Here is a 23,553-nt window from a genome sequence, read left to right on the forward strand (position 1 = left end):
GAGTTTCCCAAGTCGAATCCCGCCGTGACGCAGCACGCCGAACCTGCTTCGCGCCGCCCCGGCCATGGCCCGAAAGCCCTGGTCGATTGCGGCTCCTTCGCAGCCCTGGCCCGAAAGGCCGGCGCGCTGGAAGCACTCGATCGCGCACTGCGTCAGACGTTGCCCTTGCCGCTGCGCGACGAAACACGATTCGCCAACGTACGCAACGGACGCCTTGTCTTCCTGGCAACCTCACCGGCCTGGGCGGCACGCCTGCGGTTGATGCAGACGCAGATCCTGGCCACCGCCAATGCCATCGGCACCGACGCCAGTGCGATTGCCGTGAAAGTGGTCCCCCAACCGCCGGCCCCTGCGCAGCCGCCTCGGTCAAAACCGCTTTCGCCTGCCGCAGCCGCCCATCTCCGGGCCGCCGCGGCATCCATGACAGACCCCGAATTGCAGGGACTGTTCCTTGAATTGGCGTCCATCGCCGAACCCGCTGATTCCCCTCGCCCCCAGGCCGGATAGCTGCAAGCGGCAGCGCCGTTTCATGCCCGCGAGACCCCCGTCGACCGCGCCGGGTTGGCGGTCGGAGGGTTTTTATACCACGCGTTTGCGTCGCGAAGCACTTTGCATGTCGCGAAAACGTGAAGCGGCGCCGGGAACGCGAACGACGCGCACAAAAAAACGGCCCTGCCGTCGCAGGGCCGTTTCTGGCGACGCCATGGGCCGGGTGGCGGGCCTCAGATCGCCTGGGCTGGATGCGCGTAGGAGATCGGCGAAGTGGCCGGATCGTCCTGGTAGCTGACTTCTTCCCACGCCGAGGCGTCGGCGATCAGCGTGCGCAGCAGCTTGTTATTGAGCTCGTGGCCGGACTTGTGCGCGTCATAGGCGCCGATCAGGCTGTGGCCGAGCAGGTACAGGTCGCCGATGGCGTCGAGGATCTTGTGCTTCACGAACTCGTCCTCGTAGCGCAGACCGTCCTCGTTGAGCACGCGGTAGTCATCCAGCACCACCGCGTTGTCCATCGAGGCACCGAGCGCCAGGTTGTGCTCGCGCAGCATCTCGATATCACGCATGAAGCCGAAGGTGCGGGCCCGGCTGACTTCCTTCACGAACGAGGTCGTGGAGAAGTCGATCTCGGCGCGCGAGGTGCGCTTGGAGATGATCGGATGGTTGAAGTCGATCGAGAAACCCACCTTGAAGCCGTCAAACGGCGTGAAGCTGGCCCACTTGTCGCCTTCCTGCACCTTGATCGGCTTCTTGATCCGGATGAAGCGCTTGGCGACGTTCTGTTCCTCGATGCCCGCCGACTGCAGCAGGAACACGAACGGGCCGGCGCTGCCATCCATCACCGGCACTTCCGGGGCGGAAAGATCGACATACGCATTGTCGATGCCCAGCCCCGCCATCGCCGACAACAGGTGTTCCACCGTGGAGACGCGCACGTCGCCCTTGGCCAGCGTGGTGGACCGGCGCGTGTCACCGACATTGTCGGGTCGCGCGTGGATTTCCACCGGTGGTTCGAGGTCGGTACGGCGGAACACGATGCCTGTATTCGGCGCGGCCGGACGCAGGGTCATGTAGACCTTGTCGCCGGTGTGCAAACCCACGCCGGTGGCCCGGATGATGTTCTTGAGCGTACGCTGCTTGATCATTTTTGTTGGTACCTGTGTAGGTAGCAGCCAATCAGGGAGCGGATGCTAACACAGATTTAACCTGCGATAAAAGCAAACCGAACCGTACAGTCTGATTAAGCCTTCATGATTCCTTCATCCCTGCGGAAGGTAGTCCGCGAAGCCGGGTCGAGCGCAGTGGCGGTGAAGCCATCCATCGGGGCGCGCCGCTGGAGCGGAGTGCCATGTAAAGACGTATGTCGTTGATTGAACGCGACATCACGTCTGTCACCGGTGAACCCACGCCGACCTTCGCCGCACGACAGTCATGCCAGCGCGGCAACGAACAACGACGCAACGCGGCAGCGCCGGTGAGCAGCCGGCGCCAGGCGATGCAGAGATGGACAAGCGGTGCGTAGGTTTGTTCAGTCTATGCGTTACCTCAGTCGGCCTGGCGGCGCAGGAAGGCGGGAATGTCGAGATAGTCGATATTCGGTTCGGCATTGCGCGCCGGCGCGGCGCCCGCTTCCGTGCGGCCATGGCCGGTTGTCGCTTCGGGCTGGGCGTAGTCGACCACTTCGTTGCCGGTGCCGGTACGCAGCACCACCGGGCGCGGGCGCATCTGCACCTGCTGCTGGGTCTCTACCGCACGGATCGGCTGGCGCGAGGCGGCAGCACGGTTGAGTCCGGTGGCGACCACGGTGACGCGCACATCGTCCTTCATCTCCGGGTCCAGCGAGGTACCGATCACCACTGTGGCATCTTCGCTGGCGAAGTCGTGGATGACCCGACCGATTTCGTCGAATTCGCGCATGGTGAGGTTGGGGCCGGCCGTCACGTTGACCAGGATGCCGCATGCGCCGTTGAGGTTGACGTCTTCCAGCAGCGGGTTCTTGATCGCCGCCTCGGCGGCCGCCTGGGCGCGGTCGTCGCCGCATGCGGTGCCGGTGCCCATCATCGCCAGGCCCATTTCCGACATCACGGTGCGCACGTCGGCGAAGTCGACGTTGATCAGGCCCGGGGCGGTGATCAGGTCGGCGATGCCCTGCACGGCGCCCTGCAGCACGTCGTTGGCCGCCTTGAACGCGTTCAGCAGGGTGACTTCGCGGCCCAGCACGCTGAGCAGCTTCTCGTTGGGGACGGTGATCAGCGAATCCACGTGCTGCTGCAGATCCTCGATGCCCTTCAGCGCCACCTGCATGCGGCGACGGCCCTCGAACGGGAACGGCTTGGTCACCACCGCCACGGTGAGGATGCCCTTTTCCTTGGCCAACTGCGCCACCACCGGCGCGGCGCCGGTACCGGTGCCGCCGCCCATGCCGGCGGTGATGAACACCATGTCGGCGCCTTCCAGCATCGCCTCGATGCGTTCGCGATCCTCCAGCGCGGCCTGCCGGCCCACCTCCGGGTTGGCGCCGGCGCCGAGGCCCTTGGTGACGTTGCCGCCCAGTTGCAGGTGGGTGCGCGAGCCACAGTTGGTCATGGCCTGGGCGTCGGTGTTGGCGACGATGAATTCCACGCCCTCGATGTGCGAGTTGAGCATGTGCGCCACGGCATTGCCGCCGCCACCGCCCACCCCGATCACCTTGATGACGGCGTTGGGTGCGAGTTTTTCGATCAGTTCAAACATTTCCCGTTCTCCGTAGAGTTGTTGTCGTTGTAACCGCGGATACGGCTCCTGCCGTCCCGCGGTGGTGGGTGAATCCGTCACCCGCGGTGGCGCATCCCGCGCCCCCTCAGAAATTCCTGGTGAACCAGTTGCGCCACTTGCCGACCAGCCCGCCCACGCTGCCGCCGATGGGGTGGCTGACGCGGGTGCCGCCGGCGCGCGAGCCGTGCAGCAGCAGGCCCACGCCGGTGGCGTGCAGCGGGCTGGAGACGACTTCGCCCAAGCCATTGATCTCCTGCGGCACGCCGATGCGCACCATCATGTGGAAGATCTCCTCGGCCAGCTCCAGCGCACCTTCCATCTTGGAGGCGCCGCCGGTCAGCACCACACCCGCGGCCACCAGGTTCTCGTAGCCGGAGCGGCGCAGCTGGTCCTGCACCATCTCGAAGATTTCCTCGTAGCGGGCCTGCACGCTCTGCGCCAGCGATTGCCGCGCCAGCCGCCGCGGCGGGCGGTCGCCCACGCTGGGCACCTGGATGGTTTCGTCGGCGTGGGCCAGACCGGCCAGCGCGCAGGCGTACTTGATCTTGATTTCCTCGGCATGCGCGGTGGGCGTGTGCACGCCCTGGGCGATGTCGCCGGTGACGTTGTCGCCGCCCACCGGCAGCGAGGCGGTGAAGCGGATCGAACCGTGGGTGTAGATGGCGATGTCGGTAGTGCCGGCGCCGATGTCGACCAGGCACACGCCCAGCTCGCGCTCATCGTCGGTCAGCACGGATTTGGCGCTGGCCAGCGCCGAGGGCACCAGCTCATCCACCGACAGGCCGCAACGCTGGATGCACTTGGTGATGTTCTGCACCGCCGCCGCCGCGCCGGTGACCAGATGCACATTGGCTTCCAGGCGCACGCCGCTCATGCCCACCGGCGCGCGGATGCCGTCCTGGCCGTCGATGCGGTATTCCTGCGACTCCTTGTAGAGCACCTTGCGGTCGGCCGGGATCGCCACCGCGCTGGCCGCTTCCAGCACCTGCTCCAGGTCGCCCACGGTCACCTCGCGGTCGCGGATGGCCGCATTGCCGTGCGAGTTGCGGGTTTCCAGGTGGCTGCCGGAAATGGAAGCGTAGACCGAGCGGATGTCGCAGCCGGCCATCAGCTCGGCCTCCTCCACCGCGCGCTGGATCGAGTGCACGGTCGATTCGATATCGACCACCGAGCCGCGCTTCATGCCGCGCGACACATGGGTGCCGATGCCGATCACCGTGATCGGCTCGCCGATCTCGTATTCGCCGACGATCGCCACCACCTTCGAGGTGCCGATGTCGAGCCCGACGACGAGCTGCTTGTCGTTGCGTGGTTTCATGAGGAAATGTTCATGGTGGGGGGCGAACCTCCAGCGTTGGCGGGGGCCGCTTGCGGCCAGCGCACTGCGAATCCGTTGGTGTAGCGAAGATCGGCGTAGGCAAACGGCTCGGCATGGCCGGCCATCAGCTGCGGATAGACATCGAGGAAGCGGCGCAGCCGCCGGCCGGCCTGATCGCGGTCGCCGATCACGATGCGCGCGCCGGCGGCGGTGCTGATGCTCCAGCTGCCGCGCTCGCTCAGGGCCACGCCGTTGATGCGCAGACCGCTGCCGGCAAAGGCTTTCCGGGTCTGGGCATAGAAGCTGACCACCTCGGCCAGGCGATCATCCGGGCCCTGCAGGTGCGGCAGCGCGACCATGTCGCCGGCACCTGGCGCATCGAACACCAGGCCCTGGCGGCTGATCAGCCGCTTGTCGTTCCAGCGGGCGAACGGCTGGCGCTCGTAGATGCGCAGCGCCAGGGTGTCGGGCCAGCGCTTGCGCGCTTCCACCGACTCCACCCACGGCAGCGCGGCGACGGCCTTCTGCACGCTGTCCAGATCCAGCGCGAAGAACCCGCGACCGATGCCGGGCAGCACCGCCGCGCGCACTTCGGCCGGCGTCACGTGCTTGAACTCCGCCTGCACGGTCAGATGGTTCACCGGCCACCGCGCGGCCGCGAACCAGCCGCGCAGCACGCCCACGATGGGCAACGCCACCAGGGCGATGGCCAGGCACCAGGCGATCAGGCGGACGGAGCTTTTCACTGGGCGCCTCCGTTGGAGTCGCGGGATTCGGGATTGGGGATTGGGGATTCGGAGGAGCCGGCGACCGGTGCTCCGAAGCTCGTTTCCAGCACCCGCCAGCACAGTTCCTCGTAATCGATGCCGGCGGCCGCGGCGGCCTTGGGTACCAGCGAATGGGAGGTCATGCCCGGGGCGGTGTTCACTTCCAGCAGCCAGTTGCGGCCCTGGCGGTCGCGCATCACGTCGACCCGGCCCCAGCCGCTGCAGCCCAGCGCATCGAAAGCCTGCAACGCCAGCGCACGCAGCGCGGCCTCGGCCTCGCCTTCCAGACCCGGGCACAGGTACTGGGTGTCTTCGGCCACGTACTTGGCGTTGAAATCGTAGAACTGCGCCTTCGGCACGATGTGGATGCTGGGCAGAACGTCGCGGCCCAGGATGCTGACGGTGAGCTCGTCGCCTTCGATCAGCGTTTCCATCAGCAGGTCGCCGGGATACTGCGCCGCCAGCGCCACCGCCTGGTCCAGTTGCGCGGCATCGAACACGCGGCTCACGCCCACGCTGGAGCCTTCGCAGGCGGGCTTCACGATCAGCGGAAAACCGATCGTCCGCGCCGCAGCCTGCACATCGGCGCCGCGCGGCAAGGGCATGAACGCCGGCGTGGGCAGGCCCAGCGACTGCCACACCCGCTTGGAGCGTGTCTTGTCCATCGACAAGGCGGAACCGAGCACGCCCGACCCGGTGTATGGCACGCCAATGGCCTCCAGCGCGCCCTGCAGCACGCCATCCTCGCCACCGCCGTGCTGGCCGTGCAGGATATTGAACACGCGCGCAAAGCGGCCGGCGCGCAGCGCGTCCAGCAAGGCGGGAATGCCGTCGACGGCGTGCGCATCGACACCGCGCGCCTGCAAGGCGGCCAGCACATTGCGGCCCGAATCCAGCGACACGCTGCGCTCGGTGGAGCTGCCGCCCATCACCACGGCCACGCGGCCGAAGTCGGCGGGATGCTCGATGCGGTGGCGTTGCGTGGCGCTCATTGGCGTGTCCTCAACTGACCGGACCGCCCCAGCTCGACCGCCACGGCGCCGATGTCGCCGGCGCCCATCAGCAGCAGCAGGTCGCCGTCGCGCAGCAGCGCCGGCAAGGTGTCGCCGAACTCGCGCGGGTGGTCGACCAGCACCGGATCGACCTTGCCGCGCGCGCGCACGGCACGCGCCAGCGCGCGGCCATCCGCGCCCGCGATCGGCGCTTCGCCGGCGGCGTAGACATCGGTCAGCACCAGCACGTCGACCTCGGCCAGCACGTTGGCGAAATCGTCCAGCAGGTCGCGGGTGCGGCTGTAGCGGTGCGGCTGGAAAGCCACCACCAAGCGCCGATCGGGCCAACCACCGCGCACCGCGGCGAACACCGCCGCCAGCTCGCTGGGATGATGGCCGTAGTCGTCCACCAGCAGGACCGAACCCTGGTCAAGCGCGATCTCGCCGCGCCGATGGAAGCGTCGGCCCACGCCCTGGAATTGGCCCAACGCGTGCGCGATCGCTTCCGCCTCGACACCCAGCTGCCAGCCGATCGCCGCCGCCGCCAGCGCGTTCAGCACGTTGTGGCGCCCGGGCAGGTTCAGCATCACCGGCAGCGGCTCGTCGCGGCCCGGCAGGTGCAGGTTGAAGTGCATCTCGAAGCCGCTCTGCCGCAACGCGCTGGCGCGCACGTCGGCGTCCTGCGACGCGATGCCGTAGGTCATCACGCGGCGCGTGGTGCGGCCGGCCAGCTCGCGCACCTCGGCGTCGTCCACGCACAACACGGCCAAGCCGTAGAACGGCAGCCGGTGCAGGAAATCGGCGAAGGCCTTCTTCACCTGGGCGAAGTCGCCGCCGTAGTTCTCCAGGTGATCGGCGTCGATGTTGGTGACCGCCGCGATGATCGGCGACAGCAGCAGGAAGGAGCCATCGGATTCGTCCGCCTCGGCCACCAGGTACTGGCCCGTGCCCAGCCGCGCGTTGGCGCCGGCGGCGTTGAGCTGGCCGCCGATCACGAAGGTGGGGTCGTAGCCGGCCTCGGCCAGCACGCTGGCGGTGAGGCTGGTGGTGGTGGTCTTGCCGTGGGTGCCGGCAATGGCGACGCCGCGACGGAAGCGCATCAGCTCGCCCAGCATTTCCGCCCGCGGCACCAGCGGGATGCGCGCCTCGCGGGCGGCCAGCAACTCGGGGTTGTCGTGCGGGATCGCGCTGGAGGTGACCACCACGTCGGCATCGCCCAGGTTGCTTGCCGCATGGCCGACGTGCACCGTGATGCCCAGGCTCTGCAGCCGCAGCACGGTGGGCGACGCGTGGCGGTCGGAGCCGGAGACGGCATAGCCCAGGTTGTGCAGCACCTCGGCGATGCCGCTCATGCCCACGCCACCGATGCCGATGAAATGCACGCGACGAAACGTGCTCATCAGATCTTCCTGGGCGGAAAGCCGGCGCGGGTTCATGCCGCCACCTCCAGACAGGCGCGGGCGATGGCGGCCGCCGCATCGGGCTTGGCCAGCGTGCGGGCGGACTCGGCCATGGCCAGCAGGCGGTCACGATCGCCAAGCAGCGCAGCGAGCTGCTGCGCCAGAAGTTCTACGTTCAAGCTGTTCCCTTTCAGATTGGATTCCGGCAGCAGGACGGCCGCGCCGGCCTGCACCAGTACGTCGGCATTGCGGGTCTGGTGGTCGTCCACCGCATGCGGAAACGGCACCAGCACCGCGCCCAGCCCGGCCGCCGACAGCTCGGCCAGGGTCAGCGCGCCGGCGCGGCAAACCGCCAGATCGGCACAGGCATAACTGGCGGCCATGTCATCGATGAACGGCACCACCTGCGCCCGGACACCGGCTTGGTCATAGGCGGCGTGGGTCTCGTCGAGGCCGCGCGCGCCGCATTGATGCAGCACCTGCGGCCGCTGTGACGCATCGAGCATGGCCAGGGCGCGTGGCACCGCCAGGTTCAAGGCGCGTGCACCCAGGCTGCCGCCCAACACCAGCAGGCGCGGCGCCTCGTGCCGCTGCGCCATGCGCGACGAGGGTGGCGGCAGCTGGGCGATCACCTGGCGCACCGGGTTGCCCACCCATTCGCCCTGCGGCAGCGCGCCGTCGAAACCGGTCAGCACGCGGCGAGCCATGCTGGCCAGTTTGCGGTTGGTGAAACCGGCCACGCGGTTCTGCTCGTGCACCAGCAGCGGCCGCCGCAACAGCCACGCCGCCAGCCCACCGGGCCCGGCCACGTAACCGCCCATCGACAACACGCTGCGCGGCTGGATTTTCCGCAACAGCGCCAGCGCGTCGAGCAAGGCCCGCAGCAACATCGCCGGCGCCAGCAGGCGGGCCTTCCAGCCCTTGCCGCGCAACCCGCGTACCGCCACCGTGTGCAGGGGAATGTGGTGCGCCGGAACCACCCGGGTTTCCATGCCGCCGACCGCCCCCAGCCACATCACCGGCACACCCTGACCACGCAGCGTCTCGGCCACCGCCAGGCCCGGGAAAATGTGGCCGCCGGTGCCGCCGGCCATGATCAGCACGGGCCGCGAGTCGGCAAAGGCCGCACGCGCCGCGGCTTGGCGATTCCCGATTCCCGACTCCCGATTCCCGTTGATAGTCATGCCGCCACCTGCTCGCGCGGCAGTGCCGCGGCATTCGCATCGACAGCGGTTACCGCCGCCGGCATCCGGGTGGCCATGTAGCGGGCGTCCAGCGCGCGGTTGATCTCGAAGGTGGCGCGCAGCAGCACGCCGGCCATGGCGCAGGTCAGCACCATCGAGGAGCCGCCGTAGCTGATCAGCGGCAAGGTGAGCCCCTTGGTGGGCAACGCGCCGAGGTTCACGCCCACCGACACGATCGCCTGCATCGCCAGCATCAGCGAGGTGCCGAACGCCACGTAGCCGGAAAAACGCTGGCCCACTTCCACGCCCTTGAGGCCCAGGTGGAGTCCGCGTCCCACCGCCAGCGCAAACAGGCCGATCACCATCACCACGCCGGCCAGGCCCAGCTCCTCGCCGATCACCGCGAAGATGAAATCGGTATGCGCCTCGGGCAGGTACGACAGCTTCAGCACGCTCGAGCCCAGCCCCACGCCGGTCCACTCGCCGCGACCGATCGCCATCAGCGACTGGGTGAGCTGGAAGCCGTCGTTGAACGGGTCCTTCCACGGGTCCATGAACGAGGTCAGCCGCTTCATGCGGTAGCTCTCGCCGGTGGCCGCGACGTACAGCAACGGCATCAGCGGCAGCCCCATCAGGAACAGGAAGATCGGCCGCGCGCCACCCAGCCACACCATCGCGATGGTCACCGCGATCACCAGCGTGGCCGAGCCGAAATCCGGTTGCGCCAGCAGCAGCAGCACGATCAGCCCCGCCACCATCACCGGCTTGAACAGGCCCAGAAAGCGCGTTTCCACATTCTCGCGATGACGCACCAGATAGCTGCCGATGTACACCACCAGGATCAGCTTCACCGCCTCCACCGGCTGGAAACTGGTCACCAGCAGGTTCAGCCAGCGCCGCGCGCCATTGATGCGCATGCCCAGGTGCGGCACGAACACCGCCACCAGCAGCACGAACGCCAACGCCAGCAGCGGAAACGCGAACTTCTCCAGCAGCTTCATCTCCGTGCGCATGGCCACGCCCGCCGCCAGCAGCCCGAGGCTTAGAAACACCAGATGCCGCTTCAGGTAATAGAACGCGCCCAGGTGCTGGCTGTCGGCCACCGAAATCGAGCTGGATGCCACCATCACCACACCGATGCCGGCCAGCGCGACCAGCGCCACCAGCAACGGCAGATCAAAGCTGCCGCGCGGGCCGTGCCGCCGTTTTGCCTGGGAGACGTCAAACATGGGCGCCTCCGGCGCGGGATTGGGGATTGGGGATTCGGGATTCGCGGACGCAAGCGCGCGACAGCGCGGTGCGCGCGCTTTTCCGAATCCCAAATCCCGAATGCCGAATCCCGTCCATGCTCAACGCACCTTCAACGTGGCAAGGCCCACCAGCACCAGCACCACCGAGATGATCCAGAAACGCACGATCACCCGGGGTTCCGGCCAGCCCTTGAGTTCGAAGTGGTGATGGATCGGCGCCATGCGGAAGATGCGCCTGCCGGTGAGCTTGAAGCTGGCCACCTGCAGCATCACCGACACCGTTTCCATCACGAACACGCCGCCCATCACCAGCAGCACGACTTCCTGGCGCACGATCACCGCCACGCAACCCAGCGCCGCACCCATCGCCAGCGCGCCCACGTCGCCCATGAACACCTGCGCCGGGTACGTGTTGAACCACAGGAAGCCCAGTCCGGCGCCCGACAGCGCGCCGGTGAAGATCGCCAGCTCGCCCGCGCCGGGGATGGAGGGAATGCCCAGATATTCGGAAAACACCTTGTTGCCGGCCAGGTAGGCGAACACGCCCAGCGCACCGGAGACCAGCACGGTCGGCATCACGGCCAGGCCATCCAGACCGTCGGTGAGGTTCACCGCGTTGGAAAAGCCCACCATCATGAAATACGCCACCACCACGAAGAACAGCCCCATCGGCACGACCACGTGCTTGAACAGCGGCACGTACAACGCCGTCTCCGCCACCGGCAGCGCGCCGGTGGCGTGCGGCGCGGTGTAGTAGAGGAACAGCGCGGCGCCGAGGCCGAACACCGACTGCCAGAAATACTTCCAGCGGCTGGCCAGCCCACGGCTGTCCTTCAGCACCAGCTTGCGGTAGTCGTCGTAGAAGCCGATCACGCCAAAGGTCAGCATCACCGCCAGCACCACCCACACGTAGCGGTTGTGCAGGTCGGCCCACAGCAGCGTGGCAATGCCCACCGACAGCAGGATCATCACGCCGCCCATGGTCGGCGTGCCGGCCTTGACCAAGTGCGTCTGCGGGCCGTCGCTGCGCACCACCTGACCGGCCTTCAGCGCGCTCAGCTTGCGGATCAGCGCCGGGCCCAGCAGCAGCGACACCGCCAGCGCGGTGAGCGCGGCCATGATCGCGCGGAAGGTGATGTACTGGAAAAGATGCGGCGCCACGAAATGGCGCGACATCCATTCGGCCAGTTCAAACAGCATCGGACGCGCCCCCCTTCGCCTGGCCGGCACCCACGGGTTGCCCCAGCGCCGCCGCCACCTGTTCCATGCCGGCCGAGCGCGAACCTTTCACCAGGCAGGTCACGCCCGCATGCAGTTGCGCGCGCAGCGCCGCGATCAGGGCAGGCTTGTCGGCGAAATGCGTCCCGCCGTCGCCGAAAGCCTCGACCGTGGCCGCGCCCAGCGGGCCCACCGCGAACAGCCGTTCCACGCCGCGCTCGCGGGCGCGTTGTCCCACCGAGGCGTGCAAGGCGCGCGCATCGGCGCCCAGTTCGGCCATGTCGCCCAGCACCAGCCAGCGCTCGCCGCTGGCCAGCAGCAGTGTGTCGATCGCCGCCATCATCGAGCTGGGGTTGGCGTTGTAGCTGTCATCGATCACCGTCCAGCCAGCGGCCGTCACCTCGCGACGAAGCCGGCCGGGTACGCCCTCGGCCGATTGCAGCCCCGCCACGATGGTGGCCAGCGGCACGTCCAGCGCCAGCGCGATGGCACTGGCGGCCAGCGCATTGGCGACGTTGTGGCGACCGGGCAGCGGCAACGAGACCTCCGCCTCGCCCAGCGGCGTCCGCAGCACGAAGCGCGATCCGTCCGCCCGCTGTTCCAGCACGCGGGCGCTGACGTCGGCCGCATGGTCCAGCCCGAAATGCAGCAGCTTGCGGCCACTGGCCAGTCCGTCGAAAAAGCTGGCGAAGGCATCGTCGGCATTGACGATGGCCACGCCGTCGGCGGGCAGTGCCTGGTACAGCGCACCCTTGGTTTCAGCCACGCCCTCGATGCTGCCCATCCGCTCCAGGTGCGCGGGCGCGATCAGGTTGACCACGCCCACGTCGGGCCGCGCGATGGCGGCCAGGTAGGCGATGTCGCCCGGCTTGCCGGCGCCCATTTCCAGCACCGCGAACTCGGTATCGAGCGGCATCGCCAGCAGGCTCAGCGGCAACCCCAGCTCGTTGTTGTAGTTGCCCGCGCTGACATGGGTGCGGCCGTGCCGCGACAGGATCGAGGCGGCGAGTGTCTTGACCGTGGTCTTGCCGTTGGAGCCGGTGATGCCGACCACGCGCACATCGCGCTGCGCCCGCACGGCGCTGGCCAGGTCGCCCAGCGCCAGCGCGCTGTCCTGCACCACGATCTGCGGCAGCTCGTGCTCCAGCTTGCGCGTCACCATGGCCGCGACGGCGCCGCGGGCGGCCGCGTCGGCCAGGTAGTCGTGGCCATCGACGCGATCGCCCTTGATCGCCACGAACAGGTCGCCGGGTTTGACCTGGCGCGTATCGATGACCACGCCGGTGACCTTGGCGTCGGCGCCAAGCAGGCGGCCGTGGGTCCACAGGGCGATGGTGCTTGCGGACATCATGCGCGCGGCTCCCGGCGTGCCAGCGCCGCCTGCGCCACAGCCATGTCGTCGAAGGGATGCTTGCCGCTGGCGTCTTCCTGGTAGGGCTCGTGGCCCTTGCCGGCAATCAGCACCACGTCGCCGGCATGGGCGTCGCGCAACGCGAGGGCAATGGCTGCGGCACGGTCGCGTTCGACCACGGTGCCCGCGGGCATGCCGGCCACGATCTGCGCCACGATGGCATCGCCGTTCTCGCCGCGCGGATTGTCGTCGGTGACGATGGCCTGGTCGGCCAGCCGTGCCGCGATGCCGCCCATCAATGGGCGCTTGCCGGCATCGCGCTCGCCGCCGCAACCGAACACGCAGACCAGGCGGCCGGCGCAGTGCGCGCGCAACGCGGTCAGCGCCTGCTCCAGCGCATCGGGCGTGTGCGAATAGTCCACCACCACCAGCGGCAGGTCGCCCTGCCCGCCAAGGCGGCTCATGCGGCCGGGCACCGGCTGCAGGCTTTCGAGTGCGGCGACGATGCGCTCGAACGGCTCGCCCAGCGCACCGAGGCAGCCGGCCACCGTGAGCAGGTTCGCCACGTTGAAGCGCCCCAGCAAGGAGCTCTTCACCGGCGCGGTGCCCCACGGCGTGCGCAGCACGAAGCCCAGTCCGCTGGAGGAGGTGACGATGGCACTGGCGCCGATATCGGCATCGGCCTTGTCGGCCATGCTGGTGCGCAGCGGCTGCACGGCGTCATCCAGCTGCGCCAGCAGCTCCGGACCGAACGCGTCGTCAAGATTGATCACCGCCGCACGCAGGCTGGGCCACGCGAACAGCCTGGCCTTGGCCGCGCCGTACGACGCCATGTCGCCGTGGTAATCCAGGTGATCGCGGGTGAGGTTTGTGAAGGCGGCCACGTCGAAATCCACCGCGGCCACGCGGTGCTGCACCAGCGCATGCGAGGACACCTCCATCGCCACGTGGCTCACGCCCGCGTCGCGGAATTCCGCCAGCAAGCGGTGCACGGCCACCGCGTCGGGCGTGGTGCGCGCGCCTTCGTGCAATTGCCCGTGCACGCCGGCGCCCAGCGTGCCGATGGTGGCGCTGCGATGGCCGAGGAAGCTCAACGCCTGCGCCAGCATCTGCACGCACGAGGTCTTGCCGTTGGTGCCGGTGATGCCAACCACGCGCATCGCCTCGCTGGCGCGGCCGTAGAAGCGCGCAGCGATCTCGCCAACCTGCGAAGCGAGCTGGTCGATCCACACCACCGGCACGCCGCCGACCGCCTGCGACGACGGCGCGGCGATGTCGTCCGGCATCGGCGCCTCGGCCAGCACCACCGAGGCGCCGCGCTGCGCGGCGGCAGGGGCGAAACGGATGCCATGGGTCTGCGTGCCGCGCAAGGCAATGAAGGCCTCGCCCCGCGCGACCTGCCGCGAATCGATGGCAAGCCCCGCGATCGACAGGCCACGCGCGCCGGCCGCCTGCGCCAGCGCCGCATCGCCGATACCGAGCAAGAGGTGGTCCAGACGATGCATGCTCATGGCGCACCGTCGTCGATGGGGGCGTCGTCGATCGGCGCCTCGACCGGCGGATTGCTGCCGGCCAGGCCGCCAGCGCCCTGCAGCGGACCACCGACGTACCAGCGGCCCACGTTGTCCGGCGGCACGTCCAGCAGTCGCAACGCGCCTTCCATCACCTTGGCGAACACCGGCGCGGACACCATGCCGCCGTAGTAGCTGCGCTTCTGCGGGTTGTCGACCACCACTACACCGACCAGGCGCGGGTTCGACGCGGGCACGATGCCGGCGAACGCCGCGGTGTAATTGCTCTTGGAGTAGCCGCCGGCGTTGGCCTTGTGCGCCGTACCGGTCTTGCCCGCCACGCTGTAATTGGGGATGCGCGCCTGCGGCGCGGTGCTGCCCGGCCCGGTCACCGTTTCCATCATGCGCACCAGCTGGTGCGCCACCTGTGGCGAGATGATCTGCTTGGTGGGGCCATCGCTGCCCTTGATGAACGCGGGCGTGTGCATCAGGCCGCCATCGGCGATGGTGGCGTAGGCGTTCGCCAGCTGCAGCACGGTCACGTTGAGACCGTAGCCGTAACCGAGGATGGCCTTTTCCAGCGGCCGCCAGTCGCGTCCGATGCGCAGCAGGCCGGAGGCTTCGCCCGGAAAGCCGCTGTTGGTGCTGTTGCCGAAACCGAAGCCGCGATAGGTGTCGTACATCAGCGTGGTGTCGAGCGACATGGCGATGCGCGCCGCGCCCACGTTGCTGGACTTGGTGATGACGCCGGTGGGCGTCAGCAGGCCGTAGTTGTGCGTGTCGTGGATGTCGTGGCCCTGGAAATACCAGTGGCCGCCGGTGGTATCGATGATCGGCGTGGTCGGCGTGTACTGGCCGCTGGACAACGCCGCCGCCATCAGGATCGGCTTGATCGTCGAGCCGGGTTCGAGCAGGTCGGTCATCGAGCGGTTGCGACGCTGGCCGGGCTTGCTGTCGTTGACCGCGTTGGGGTTGTAGGACGGCAGGTTGACCATCGCCAGCACTTCGCCGTTGCGTGCATCCAGCACCACCATCGAGCCGGAGTCGGCCTCGAATTTCTCCAGCGCGTTCTTCAGCTCGTTGAAGGCGAGAAACTGGATGCGCCGGTCGATGCTCAGCGTGAGGTTCTGCCCCGGCTTGGGCGCGCGCACCTGCTCCACGTCCTCCACCACGTGACCCATGCGGTCGCGGATGACGCGCTTGGCGCCGGGCTTGCCGGACAGCCAGTCGTCATAGGCCAGCTCCAGCCCTTCCTGGCCGTGATCGTCGATGTTGGTGAAGCCCAGCACGTGCGCGGTCAGTTCGCCCGACGGGTAATAGCGCTTGAACTCGCGCTGCCCGTTGATGCCCGGAATGCCCAGATCGAGCACGGCCTGCGCCGCTTCCGGCGCCATCTGCCGGCGCAGGTACACGAATTCGCGCTCCGAGCGCTGCGCCAGCTTGTTCTTCAGCTCGTCGGCATCGACCCCCAGCACCCGCGCCAGCGCGGGGATGCGATCCTCGTTGGCCAGCACCTCCGGCGGATTGGCCCAGATCGAGGTGACCGGGGTGGACACCGCCAGCGGCGCGCCGTTGCGATCGAAAATGGTGCCGCGCGACACCGGAATCGGCATCTCGCGCAGGAAGCGCGCATCGCCCTGGCGCTGGTAGAACGCCTTGCGCACCACCTGCAGGTCGAACGCGCGCGCCACCAGGCCCAGCCCGCTGAGGCCGAGCAGCCCTACCACCACCAGCATGCGCCTGCGCGCACTGGGGCCGGCCGCGTGGCGGCGGCCTTGCGGTGCGGCGTTGTGTTTGCGCCAGCCCATCAGCGCAGCAACCTGACGTCTTGCGGACGCGGATCGACCATACCGAGCTTCTGTCGCGCCTCGGCATTGATGCGGCTGGGATCGGCCTTGGTCGCCTGCTCCAGCTCCAGTTTGCCGAACTCGATGTTCAGCTCGTCGCGCTGGTTTTGCAGTGCGGTGAGGTTGACGAACAGCACGCGGCTTTCGTGACGCGTCCACACCACGCCCAGCGCGCTGGCCAGCACGGCGACCAGCAGCAACAGCGTGGCGATGGCGCCGATCGCCTTCATGCGCGTTCCTCCGCCAGCTTTTCGGCCACGCGCAGCACCGCCGAACGCGAGCGCGGGTTGGCCGCCAACTCTTCGTCCGACGGGAATTGCGCCTTGCCCACGGCCTTGAGGCGTGCGGGCGCGGCCTGCAGCGGCGGGCCGCGGCGGGAGTTCTGCACGCGGCCGGACTGGTCGCGGATGAACTGCTTGACCGCGCGATCCTCCAGCGAATGAAAGCTGATCACCGACAACCGGCCGCCGGGGTTCAGTCGCGACAGCGCCGCATCGAGCCCGTCGTGCAAGGCATCGAGCTCGCCGTTGACCTGGATGCGCAGCGCCTGGAACGTGCGCGTGGCCGGATGCTTGCCCGGCTCGCGCCGGCCCACCACGCGTTCGCACAACGCGGCCAACTGGCCGGTGCGGGTGAACGGCGTGGCGTCGCGATCGGCCACGATGGCGCGGGCGATGCGCCGGCTGTGGCGCTCCTCGCCGTAGTTCCACAACACGTCGGCGATCTCGCGCTCGCTGGCGCTGGCCAGGAAACCGGCCGCGCTCTCGCCCTGGCTGGTGTCCATGCGCATGTCCAGCGGCGCGTCGGCCATGAAGCTGAAACCGCGCGCGGCCTCGTCCAGCTGCGGCGAGGAGACGCCAAGGTCGAGCAGCACGCCGTCGAGCCCGGCGGCGGTTTCGTCCCACTCCGCCAGGCTGGAAAAATTGGCGTGGCGGATGCAGACGCGCGGATCGCTGGCGAATTCGGCCTGCGCCGCGGCGATCGCCTGCGGGTCGCGATCCATCAGCAGCAGGCGACCGTCGGGGCCCAGGCGCGACAGCACGGCGCGGGCGTGACCGCCGCGTCCAAAGGTTCCGTCGAGATAACGCCCGTCAGAACGCACGGACAGACCCTCCACCGCTTCGCCCAGCATCACCGGGATGTGCCGCAAAACTTGCTCGGCCATGCCGCACTCCCGCCCTCATCCCACGTGTGTTGCCGCGCCCGCTTACAGGCGCAGTTCGGCCATTTCGTCTGTGATGTCGTCCTCGCCGATCGTCTGGCGGGTTGTCTTGAGGTGCTCCTGTTCGCTCCACAACTCGAATTTGTCGCCCATGCCCAGCAACACCGCCTTCTTCTCGATGCCCGTGGTGGCGCGCTGGCTGGCTGGCAGCAGGATGCGTCCGGCCCCATCCGGCTCCACCACCGCTGCCGCACCCACCAGCTTGCGTTGCAACATGCGGTGCTGGGCGCGGACGTTGGGCAGCGCATTGACCGCATCGCGTACGCGTTCCCACTCGGCGTACGGAAACAGCCACAGGCAGCCTTCCTCGAACGGGTTGTAGGTGATCACCAGACGGTTGCCACACTCGCCCGCCACCTGTTCCCGATACGCGGTCGGAATGGCCAGGCGGCCCTTGTCGTCGACGGTGATGGCGGTCTCGCCCTGGAACACGGTGCCCGAACTCCACTAAAACCCACAATTTCACACAGGAACCCACGATAGTCTCGCCCTATGAGACTGTCAAGGGAATTTCGCTTGTGAATCAACGAGTAAAGGCGGAAAGCTGACCGTATGTGCAGGAGTTTCGAGATAAGACTGCAAGGTGGTTGAAAGCTGGGAAGTTTTATTAGGAGGCGCAACCGTGATCGCCACGAGATTGGCGCCACGGCGGGGCCGGAGCGCGCTCCGGACTGAATCGGCGTTCACACAACACGCCACCGGCACGCGAATCCGCGCGCCGGTGGCCTGGTGGCGAAAAGAGGTGGAGTCGGCCTGTAAGCCGGGTTCTGTACGTCTTGCGACGCGACAGTCATTCCTCTCGGCCAGGCGTCGCCGCCTGGCTCCAGCAACCTACCCGGGAACAACGCGGGCCGCGTTATCGTTCCCCTATTTGGTCTTGCTCCGAGTGGGGTTTACCGTGCCGTACGGCGTTGGCCCCGTACGCGGTGCGCTCTTGCCGCACCCTTTCACCCTTGCCTGTGCCCTTGCGGGCCATCGGCGGTCTGCTCTCTGTTGCACTGGCCGTCAGCTCACGCTGCCCAGGAGTTACCTGGCACTCTGCCCTGCGGAGCCCGGACTTTCCTCGATGCGCTTATCGCGCGACGCGACTGTCCGGCCGACTCCATGGAGAAGTGTAGCGCGAAGCGCCAACAACATTTCCCTCTCCCCTCGGGGAGAGGGTGCCCGCAGGGCGGGAGAGGGTGCGCAGGGTAGCCGCGCATCCTCAACAGGCAAACCGCAAAAGCGTCGCGGCTGAAGCCGCTCCTACAACCGCTGGTGGCTACCCTTCATACAACAACTTCCGCGGCGCCCCGCTGATCGCCGCCGCCAGCTTCGCCGCCTTCGCCGGCGACAATTCCTCGCGCAGGATCGCGAAGATGCGCCGGCCCTCGGCCAGCTTCGCATCGGCCTCTTCGCCACGGCCGGCCACCAGGATCACGTGTTCGCCGCGCTGCTGGTCGGGGTCGGCGGCGACCTGGGCGGCCAGGTCCGCCAGCGGCTCGCCCAGCACGGTCTCGAACATCTTGGTCAGCTCCCGCGCCAATACCGCCTCGCGCTCGGCACCAAACACATCGCACATGTCGGCCAGGCTTTCGGCCACGCGATGCGACGACTCGTAGAAGATCAGCGTGCGCGCCTCGCCCGCCAGTTCCTGCAAACGGCTGCGCCGCGCGGCGGCCTTCGCTGGCAGGAAGCCCTCGAACACGAACCGGTCGCTGGGCAGGCCCGCCACCGACAACGCGGCGATGGCGGCGCAGGCGCCCGGCACCGGAACGCAGCGGATGCCGACCGCCCGCGCCGCGCGCACCAGCCGGAAACCGGGGTCGCTGATCAACGGCGTGCCCGCGTCGGAAATCACCGCGACCGATTCGCCGCCCTGCAACCGCCGCACGATCGCGTCGACCACCTCGCGTTCGTTGTGCTCGTGCAGCGCCACCAGGGGCGTGTCCACGTTGTGATGCAGCAGCAGCGGGCGGCTGTGGCGGGTGTCCTCGGCGGCGATCACCGCCACCGTGCGCAAGGTGTCGACCGCACGCGCGGACAGATCGTCGCGGTTGCCGATCGGCGTGGCCACCACCCACAGGCATGCGGGTTCAATTGCTGTCATCGGGAAGCTCCTGCGCCGTGGGGTCGCGCCAATACGATCGGCTATGATCGCGCATTGCCGACCATGACGAACAAGGGACCTCCCCATGCACCTCATGCGCCCGATTCGCGCCGCCGGATTCTGCCTGCTCACGGCACTGGCCTTGAGCGCCTGCGTACCGGGCAATGTGCAGCGCACGCCGGAGGAGATCGCCGCGGCACAAGGCGCCGATGCGCTGGCGCAACGCGGGCAATTCGAGCACGCCGCACAGGCCTATCTCGCGTTGGCGGCGCAATCGCCGGGACGCGCCGACCAATACCGCCTGCTGGCCGCCGAAGCCTGGCGCCAGGACGGTCGCATCGAGCAGGCCGCACCGACCATCGCGGCCATCAACCGGCGGCGTTTGCGCGGTGACGAACCGTTCCGCCTGGATCTGCTGCAGGCCGAACTGGCACTGCAACGCAACGATGCGCCGACCGCGCTGCAGATCACGCTGCATCCCAGCATGGGGGCGCCCGATGCCTACCTGATGCGGCTGCTGGAGCTGCGCGCGCGCGCCATGGCCGCCACCGGCGACCGCTGGGGCAGTGCGCGCACGCGCGTGGAGATGGATACGCACCTGAGCGGCCTGGACCAGAGCCAGAACCGCCAGCAGATCCTCACCCTGCTCAGCCAGCTCGGCGTAGAACCGCTGCAGCGGCGCGCCGCCGCGATGCGGCCGGGCGACCGCATGCTGCCGTGGATCAACGAAGCCCTTAGCCAGCTCGGCGTGGCCGTGGCCCGCCCGCAACCGACCCTGCAGCAACCGGTGGGTACCCTGCTGCCGGGCGCCGACGCCAACGTTCGCGAAGGCTACAAGGTCCCTGCGCACCTCGCCCTGCTGCTGCCGGCCAAAGGCGATTACGCGGCGGCCAGCAGCGCGATCCGCCAGGGCTTCTTCGCGGCCTACCTCGACGCGGCACGCAATCATGCGCCGCGCCCCAACGTGCGGGTCTACGACAGCCTGGGCAGCCCCGACGGCGCGGTGAAAGCCTATCGGCAGGCCGTCAGCGATGGCGCACAGCTGGTGGTGGGACCGCTGACGCGGACGGAAGTGGCGGCCGTGTTTGCGCAATCGCCCTTGCCGGTGCCGCTGCTGGCCCTGAACCACCCCGACGACAGGCAGCTGCCCGCCGGCGACGTCAGCGAGTTCGGCCTGCTGCCCGAGACGGAAGGCGCGCAGGCCGCCGACCACATGGTCGAGCGCGGCATACGCCACGCCTACGTGGTGACCTCCGGCGACGATTTTGCCCAGCGCGCGGCCAGCGCGTTCCAGGCCGAGCTGGAATCCCACGGCGGCGACGTGACCGGCCGCGCCACCCTGCCTAGCGGCTCGGTGACCTACACCGACGCCATCGGCAACCTCCGGATTCCCGGCGCCGGCACACCAGCGTCCCCCGTCGCCGAACCCGCCACCGCCAGCAGCACGCTCGCAGCCTCACCCGCGCCCCTGGTCCCCAACGACACCGGCATCTTCATCAGCATGCGTCCGGCCCAGGCGCGCCTGCTGGTGCCGCAATTGAGGATCGCCAATATCACCTTGCCGGTTTTCGCCACGTCGCACGTCTACGCCGGCGTGGACGACACCAGCGCCAACGGCGATCTGGACGGCGTGGAATTCTGCGACGCGCCCTGGCTCTTCGATGCCCAGTCCGGCCTTCCGCGCCACGACGATGTCGCCAACCTGCTGCCCACGGCCCGCGGTGGCGCCGCGCGGCTGTTCGCGTTCGGCATGGATGCCTGGAACCTGGTGCCGTACCTCGACTGGTTGCGCCAGCACCCCGGCAGCTACCTGCCCGGCGCCAGCGGCCAGCTCACCGCCGACCAGTTCGGCCGCGTGCGCCGCGTGTTGATCTGGGCGAAGTTCCAGGGCGGCCTGGCCCGGCCCCTGGGCGGCAGCCTGCAGATGGACGACGTGCCCGTCACCCTCCCGCCCGGCAGCGGCGCGCCCGCGCCCGCCGCCAGTACGCCCGCGCCCGCCAGCCAGCCCGCCGGTTACTGATGCGCGCCGCCGGTGACGTCTTCGAGCGGCGCGCCCGCGCCGAACTCGAACGCGCCGGCCTTGCCTGCCTGGCGCAGAACTACACCACCCGCCACGGCGAACTCGACCTGGTAATGCGCGAGAAGCAAACCATCGTCTTCGTCGAAGTGCGCTATCGCAAAAACGCCTCGCACGGCGACGCCGCCACGTCGGTCACGCCAGCCAAACAGGGCAAGCTGATCCTCGCCGCCCAGCAATGGCTGGCCGCGCATCCACAGCACGCCAAGCTGGCCTGCCGGTTCGATGTTGTCAGCTATGACGGGCCGGCCGGGTCGATATCGCAGCAGTGGCTGCGCGGCGCATTCGACGCGGCCTGATCCCCTCCCGCCACGACTTCGCTCGAAAGTGAACGTAGGCATCGGACTACGCCATTCGGCGCATTTCTATGACCGCCCCTACACAGAATGCTTACTTGGCCGTCTAGACGTCTGTTCTATATTTCCTGTCCGGGAACCGCAGCACGTCCAGCGGCCTTGTCGCCGACACAGCACGACGTTCACGCCGATGGGGTTTGCACGAACGCGCGTGCTCAGCATGCATCACGGGCCGCAGCCAGGGACCGGCTGCAGCAACCGACAATCGGACCCGGAAAGACCTTTCTTTCCGGACAGGGAGATCGAATGGAATCGACGCATGGAAGCGCTCTGGCCACCGCCATCACGGCGAATCGGGACGTGGCGACCGGCGGCGTCGGCCGAATCTGTCGCAATGCCCGCTCATGTGGCCTCGTCGTCAGAAGCGGCCTGATCGTGACGGCAAGCGTCCTGGCCGCGTGCGGAACACCTCCGGCGAAGAATTTCGGCGGTCACTGGAAACCCGTCAATCATTTTCAGGCACAGCCCACCGAGATCCCCCTGGTCGCGGACTACACGTACTACGCGGCACCGATGGATGGAACGCTCAAGACCATGCTTGCGCGCTGGGCCAGCGACTCGGGGCGCGAACTGTCGTATCAGCTGCCCTTTGACGTCACCCTCTACACCCCGGTGTCGAGTATCCGGACCACCAGCATCGACAGTGCCGCGCAGCAACTGACGCAGATCTACGCCCAGCAACACGTACGTGTTTCCGCGACCGACCAGAAAATCCTGGTGGACGCGGCCGGCCCCGCCAGCCTTGGCAGCCCCCGCCCCAAGGTCGCTGCCGCGGTGTCCACGACCGAACGCGCGGGTGCCAAGTGATGGCGACCAGCAAGGCTCCATCCCGCCGCAAAGTCGACAAGGCGATTTCCAGGTCCGTCAATTTCGAGCTGACCATCGCCGACATCGCGCGGCGCGGTGAACGACGCGCGTGGTACGTGGCGTTTGCCGCCACGGCGATGGCGCTGATCCTTGCCGGCGGCTATTTCTACATGCTGCCGTTGAAGCAGAAGGTTCCCTATCTCGTGATGGCGGATGCCTATACCGGCACCGCCACCGTGGCCCGCCTCGACGGCGATTTCGCCATGCGCGGCATCACCACGCGAGAGGCCGTCAACCGCAGCAATGTCGCCCACTTCGTGCTGGCCAGGGAGTCCTACGACCAGGCACTGGTGAAGCTGCGCGACTGGAAAACCGTGCAGACGATGGCCTCCGGTGGGGTCAAGGCCGAATACATGGCGATGTTCTCCAGCACCAATCCGGACAGCTGGGTCAAGCAGTACGGCCCGTATCAATCGATCCGGATCAAGCTGCTCAGCATCCAGTTGGTCGGTGGTGGTCGCGGCAAGACGCCGCGGGGCGCGACCGTGCGATTCCAGCGCAGCCTTTTCAACAAATCCAACGGCGCCACCCGGGCGTTGGACAACAAGATCGCCACCATCGAATTCACCTACAAGCAGAACCTCGAGATGGACGACCAGAATCGCATCGAGAACCCTTTGGGGTTCTGGGTCACCAGTTACCGCGTGGATGACGACTACGCCACCGCGCCGCCGGCGGAAGTACCTTCGCCGCCGGCCGTACTGCCGGTTGACGCACCCGTCGCCATCGCTCCCGCGGGGTCGGCCACCACCGCCGCAGCCATGCCTGCCTCGACGATGCCCATCGAATCGGTCACGGGAGCGGCACGTCCATGAATCGAACCGGTCTGTGGTGCCTTGCAGCCAACCTTTGCGTCGT

The 23,553-nt window shown here is 68.1% G+C and carries 21 protein-coding genes and 1 other RNA gene; 5 read left to right on the plus strand and 17 right to left on the minus strand.

Going from position 1 to position 23,553, the window contains the following annotated elements; all coding sequences use genetic code 11:
• Window positions 1–24: 24 nt before the first annotated feature.
• A complete protein-coding gene (locus tag ABD017_RS09805) occupies window positions 25–507 on the plus strand; it encodes a DciA family protein (RefSeq protein ID WP_343882577.1) in 483 nt (160 codons plus the stop codon).
• Window positions 508–722: 215 nt separating this feature from the next.
• On the opposite strand, the gene lpxC is transcribed toward ABD017_RS09805, so the two are convergent.
• From lpxC to rsmI, 17 genes are all read right to left on the minus strand, one after another.
• The gene (gene lpxC / locus ABD017_RS09810; RefSeq protein WP_007080222.1) at window positions 723–1,637 is read right to left on the minus strand and encodes a UDP-3-O-acyl-N-acetylglucosamine deacetylase; all 915 of its coding nucleotides are present in this window, start codon (window positions 1,635–1,637) and stop codon (window positions 723–725) included.
• 400 nt (window positions 1,638–2,037) lie between these two features.
• Window positions 2,038–3,225 (minus strand): cell division protein FtsZ, encoded by a 1,188-nt coding sequence (gene ftsZ / locus ABD017_RS09815; RefSeq protein WP_343882578.1) that lies wholly within the window; start codon window positions 3,223–3,225, stop codon window positions 2,038–2,040.
• Between the two features lie 106 nt (window positions 3,226–3,331).
• Window positions 3,332–4,564, minus strand: a complete 1,233-nt coding sequence (ftsA, locus tag ABD017_RS09820; protein WP_343882579.1) for a cell division protein FtsA — start codon at window positions 4,562–4,564, stop codon at window positions 3,332–3,334.
• Window positions 4,561–5,310: a cell division protein FtsQ/DivIB gene (locus ABD017_RS09825; protein ID WP_343882580.1), complete on the minus strand. Its 750-nt coding sequence runs from the start codon at window positions 5,308–5,310 to the stop codon at window positions 4,561–4,563. The genes ftsA and ABD017_RS09825 overlap by 4 nt, the downstream gene beginning before the upstream one ends.
• A complete protein-coding gene (locus ABD017_RS09830) occupies window positions 5,307–6,323 on the minus strand; it encodes a D-alanine--D-alanine ligase (RefSeq protein ID WP_343882581.1) in 1,017 nt (338 codons plus the stop codon). The genes ABD017_RS09825 and ABD017_RS09830 overlap by 4 nt, the downstream gene beginning before the upstream one ends.
• Window positions 6,320–7,759: a UDP-N-acetylmuramate--L-alanine ligase gene (gene murC / locus ABD017_RS09835; RefSeq protein ID WP_343882582.1), complete on the minus strand. Its 1,440-nt coding sequence runs from the start codon at window positions 7,757–7,759 to the stop codon at window positions 6,320–6,322. Before murC ends, ABD017_RS09830 begins: the two co-directional genes overlap by 4 nt.
• Complete coding sequence (murG, locus tag ABD017_RS09840; RefSeq protein ID WP_425543730.1) at window positions 7,756–8,817, minus strand: undecaprenyldiphospho-muramoylpentapeptide beta-N-acetylglucosaminyltransferase; 1,062 nt, start codon at window positions 8,815–8,817, stop codon at window positions 7,756–7,758. The genes murC and murG overlap by 4 nt, the downstream gene beginning before the upstream one ends.
• 86 nt (window positions 8,818–8,903) lie before the next feature.
• Window positions 8,904–10,136: a putative lipid II flippase FtsW gene (ftsW, locus tag ABD017_RS09845; RefSeq protein WP_343882583.1), complete on the minus strand. Its 1,233-nt coding sequence runs from the start codon at window positions 10,134–10,136 to the stop codon at window positions 8,904–8,906.
• A gap of 120 nt (window positions 10,137–10,256) precedes the next feature.
• The gene (mraY, locus tag ABD017_RS09850) at window positions 10,257–11,357 is read right to left on the minus strand and encodes a phospho-N-acetylmuramoyl-pentapeptide-transferase (RefSeq protein WP_343882584.1); all 1,101 of its coding nucleotides are present in this window, start codon (window positions 11,355–11,357) and stop codon (window positions 10,257–10,259) included.
• On the minus strand, window positions 11,347–12,726 hold the full coding sequence (locus ABD017_RS09855; protein WP_343882585.1) for a UDP-N-acetylmuramoyl-tripeptide--D-alanyl-D-alanine ligase: 1,380 nt from the start codon (window positions 12,724–12,726) through the stop codon (window positions 11,347–11,349). The genes mraY and ABD017_RS09855 overlap by 11 nt, the downstream gene beginning before the upstream one ends.
• Window positions 12,723–14,237 carry a UDP-N-acetylmuramoyl-L-alanyl-D-glutamate--2,6-diaminopimelate ligase gene (locus ABD017_RS09860; RefSeq protein WP_343882586.1) on the minus strand — a complete coding sequence of 505 codons (1,515 nt, stop codon included), beginning with the start codon at window positions 14,235–14,237 and terminating at the stop codon, window positions 12,723–12,725. The genes ABD017_RS09855 and ABD017_RS09860 overlap by 4 nt, the downstream gene beginning before the upstream one ends.
• Entirely contained in the window at window positions 14,234–16,045 is a 1,812-nt protein-coding gene (locus tag ABD017_RS09865; RefSeq protein WP_343882587.1) for a peptidoglycan D,D-transpeptidase FtsI family protein, read from the minus strand. Before ABD017_RS09865 ends, ABD017_RS09860 begins: the two co-directional genes overlap by 4 nt.
• Entirely contained in the window at window positions 16,045–16,314 is a 270-nt protein-coding gene (gene ftsL / locus ABD017_RS09870; RefSeq protein ID WP_343882588.1) for a cell division protein FtsL, read from the minus strand. The genes ABD017_RS09865 and ftsL overlap by 1 nt, the downstream gene beginning before the upstream one ends.
• Entirely contained in the window at window positions 16,311–17,249 is a 939-nt protein-coding gene (gene rsmH, locus ABD017_RS09875; RefSeq protein ID WP_343882589.1) for a 16S rRNA (cytosine(1402)-N(4))-methyltransferase RsmH, read from the minus strand. The genes ftsL and rsmH overlap by 4 nt, the downstream gene beginning before the upstream one ends.
• 42 nt (window positions 17,250–17,291) lie before the next feature.
• Window positions 17,292–17,738 (minus strand): division/cell wall cluster transcriptional repressor MraZ, encoded by a 447-nt coding sequence (gene mraZ / locus ABD017_RS09880; protein WP_343882590.1) that lies wholly within the window; start codon window positions 17,736–17,738, stop codon window positions 17,292–17,294.
• A gap of 308 nt (window positions 17,739–18,046) precedes the next feature.
• Window positions 18,047–18,410, minus strand: an RNA gene (gene rnpB, locus ABD017_RS09885) — RNase P RNA component class A.
• A gap of 157 nt (window positions 18,411–18,567) precedes the next feature.
• Entirely contained in the window at window positions 18,568–19,395 is an 828-nt protein-coding gene (gene rsmI / locus ABD017_RS09890) for a 16S rRNA (cytidine(1402)-2'-O)-methyltransferase (RefSeq protein ID WP_343882591.1), read from the minus strand.
• A gap of 85 nt (window positions 19,396–19,480) precedes the next feature.
• Here rsmI and ABD017_RS09895 point away from each other — a divergent pair, with 85 nt between their 5' ends.
• From ABD017_RS09895 to ABD017_RS09910, 4 genes are all read left to right on the plus strand, one after another.
• Window positions 19,481–21,415, plus strand: coding sequence for a penicillin-binding protein activator (locus ABD017_RS09895; protein WP_343882592.1), 1,935 nt, complete (start codon window positions 19,481–19,483; stop codon window positions 21,413–21,415).
• Window positions 21,415–21,771 carry a YraN family protein gene (locus tag ABD017_RS09900; RefSeq protein ID WP_343882593.1) on the plus strand — a complete coding sequence of 119 codons (357 nt, stop codon included), beginning with the start codon at window positions 21,415–21,417 and terminating at the stop codon, window positions 21,769–21,771. Before ABD017_RS09895 ends, ABD017_RS09900 begins: the two co-directional genes overlap by 1 nt.
• A gap of 426 nt (window positions 21,772–22,197) precedes the next feature.
• Window positions 22,198–22,635 (plus strand): hypothetical protein, encoded by a 438-nt coding sequence (locus ABD017_RS09905; RefSeq protein ID WP_343883083.1) that lies wholly within the window; start codon window positions 22,198–22,200, stop codon window positions 22,633–22,635.
• A complete protein-coding gene (locus ABD017_RS09910; protein ID WP_343882594.1) occupies window positions 22,635–23,510 on the plus strand; it encodes a VirB8 family type IV secretion system protein in 876 nt (291 codons plus the stop codon). The genes ABD017_RS09905 and ABD017_RS09910 overlap by 1 nt, the downstream gene beginning before the upstream one ends.
• The last annotated feature ends 43 nt before the right edge of the window (window positions 23,511–23,553 follow it).

Source organism: Rhodanobacter caeni (assembly GCF_039523575.1).
Classification (GTDB): Bacteria; Pseudomonadota; Gammaproteobacteria; order Xanthomonadales; family Rhodanobacteraceae; genus Rhodanobacter; species Rhodanobacter caeni.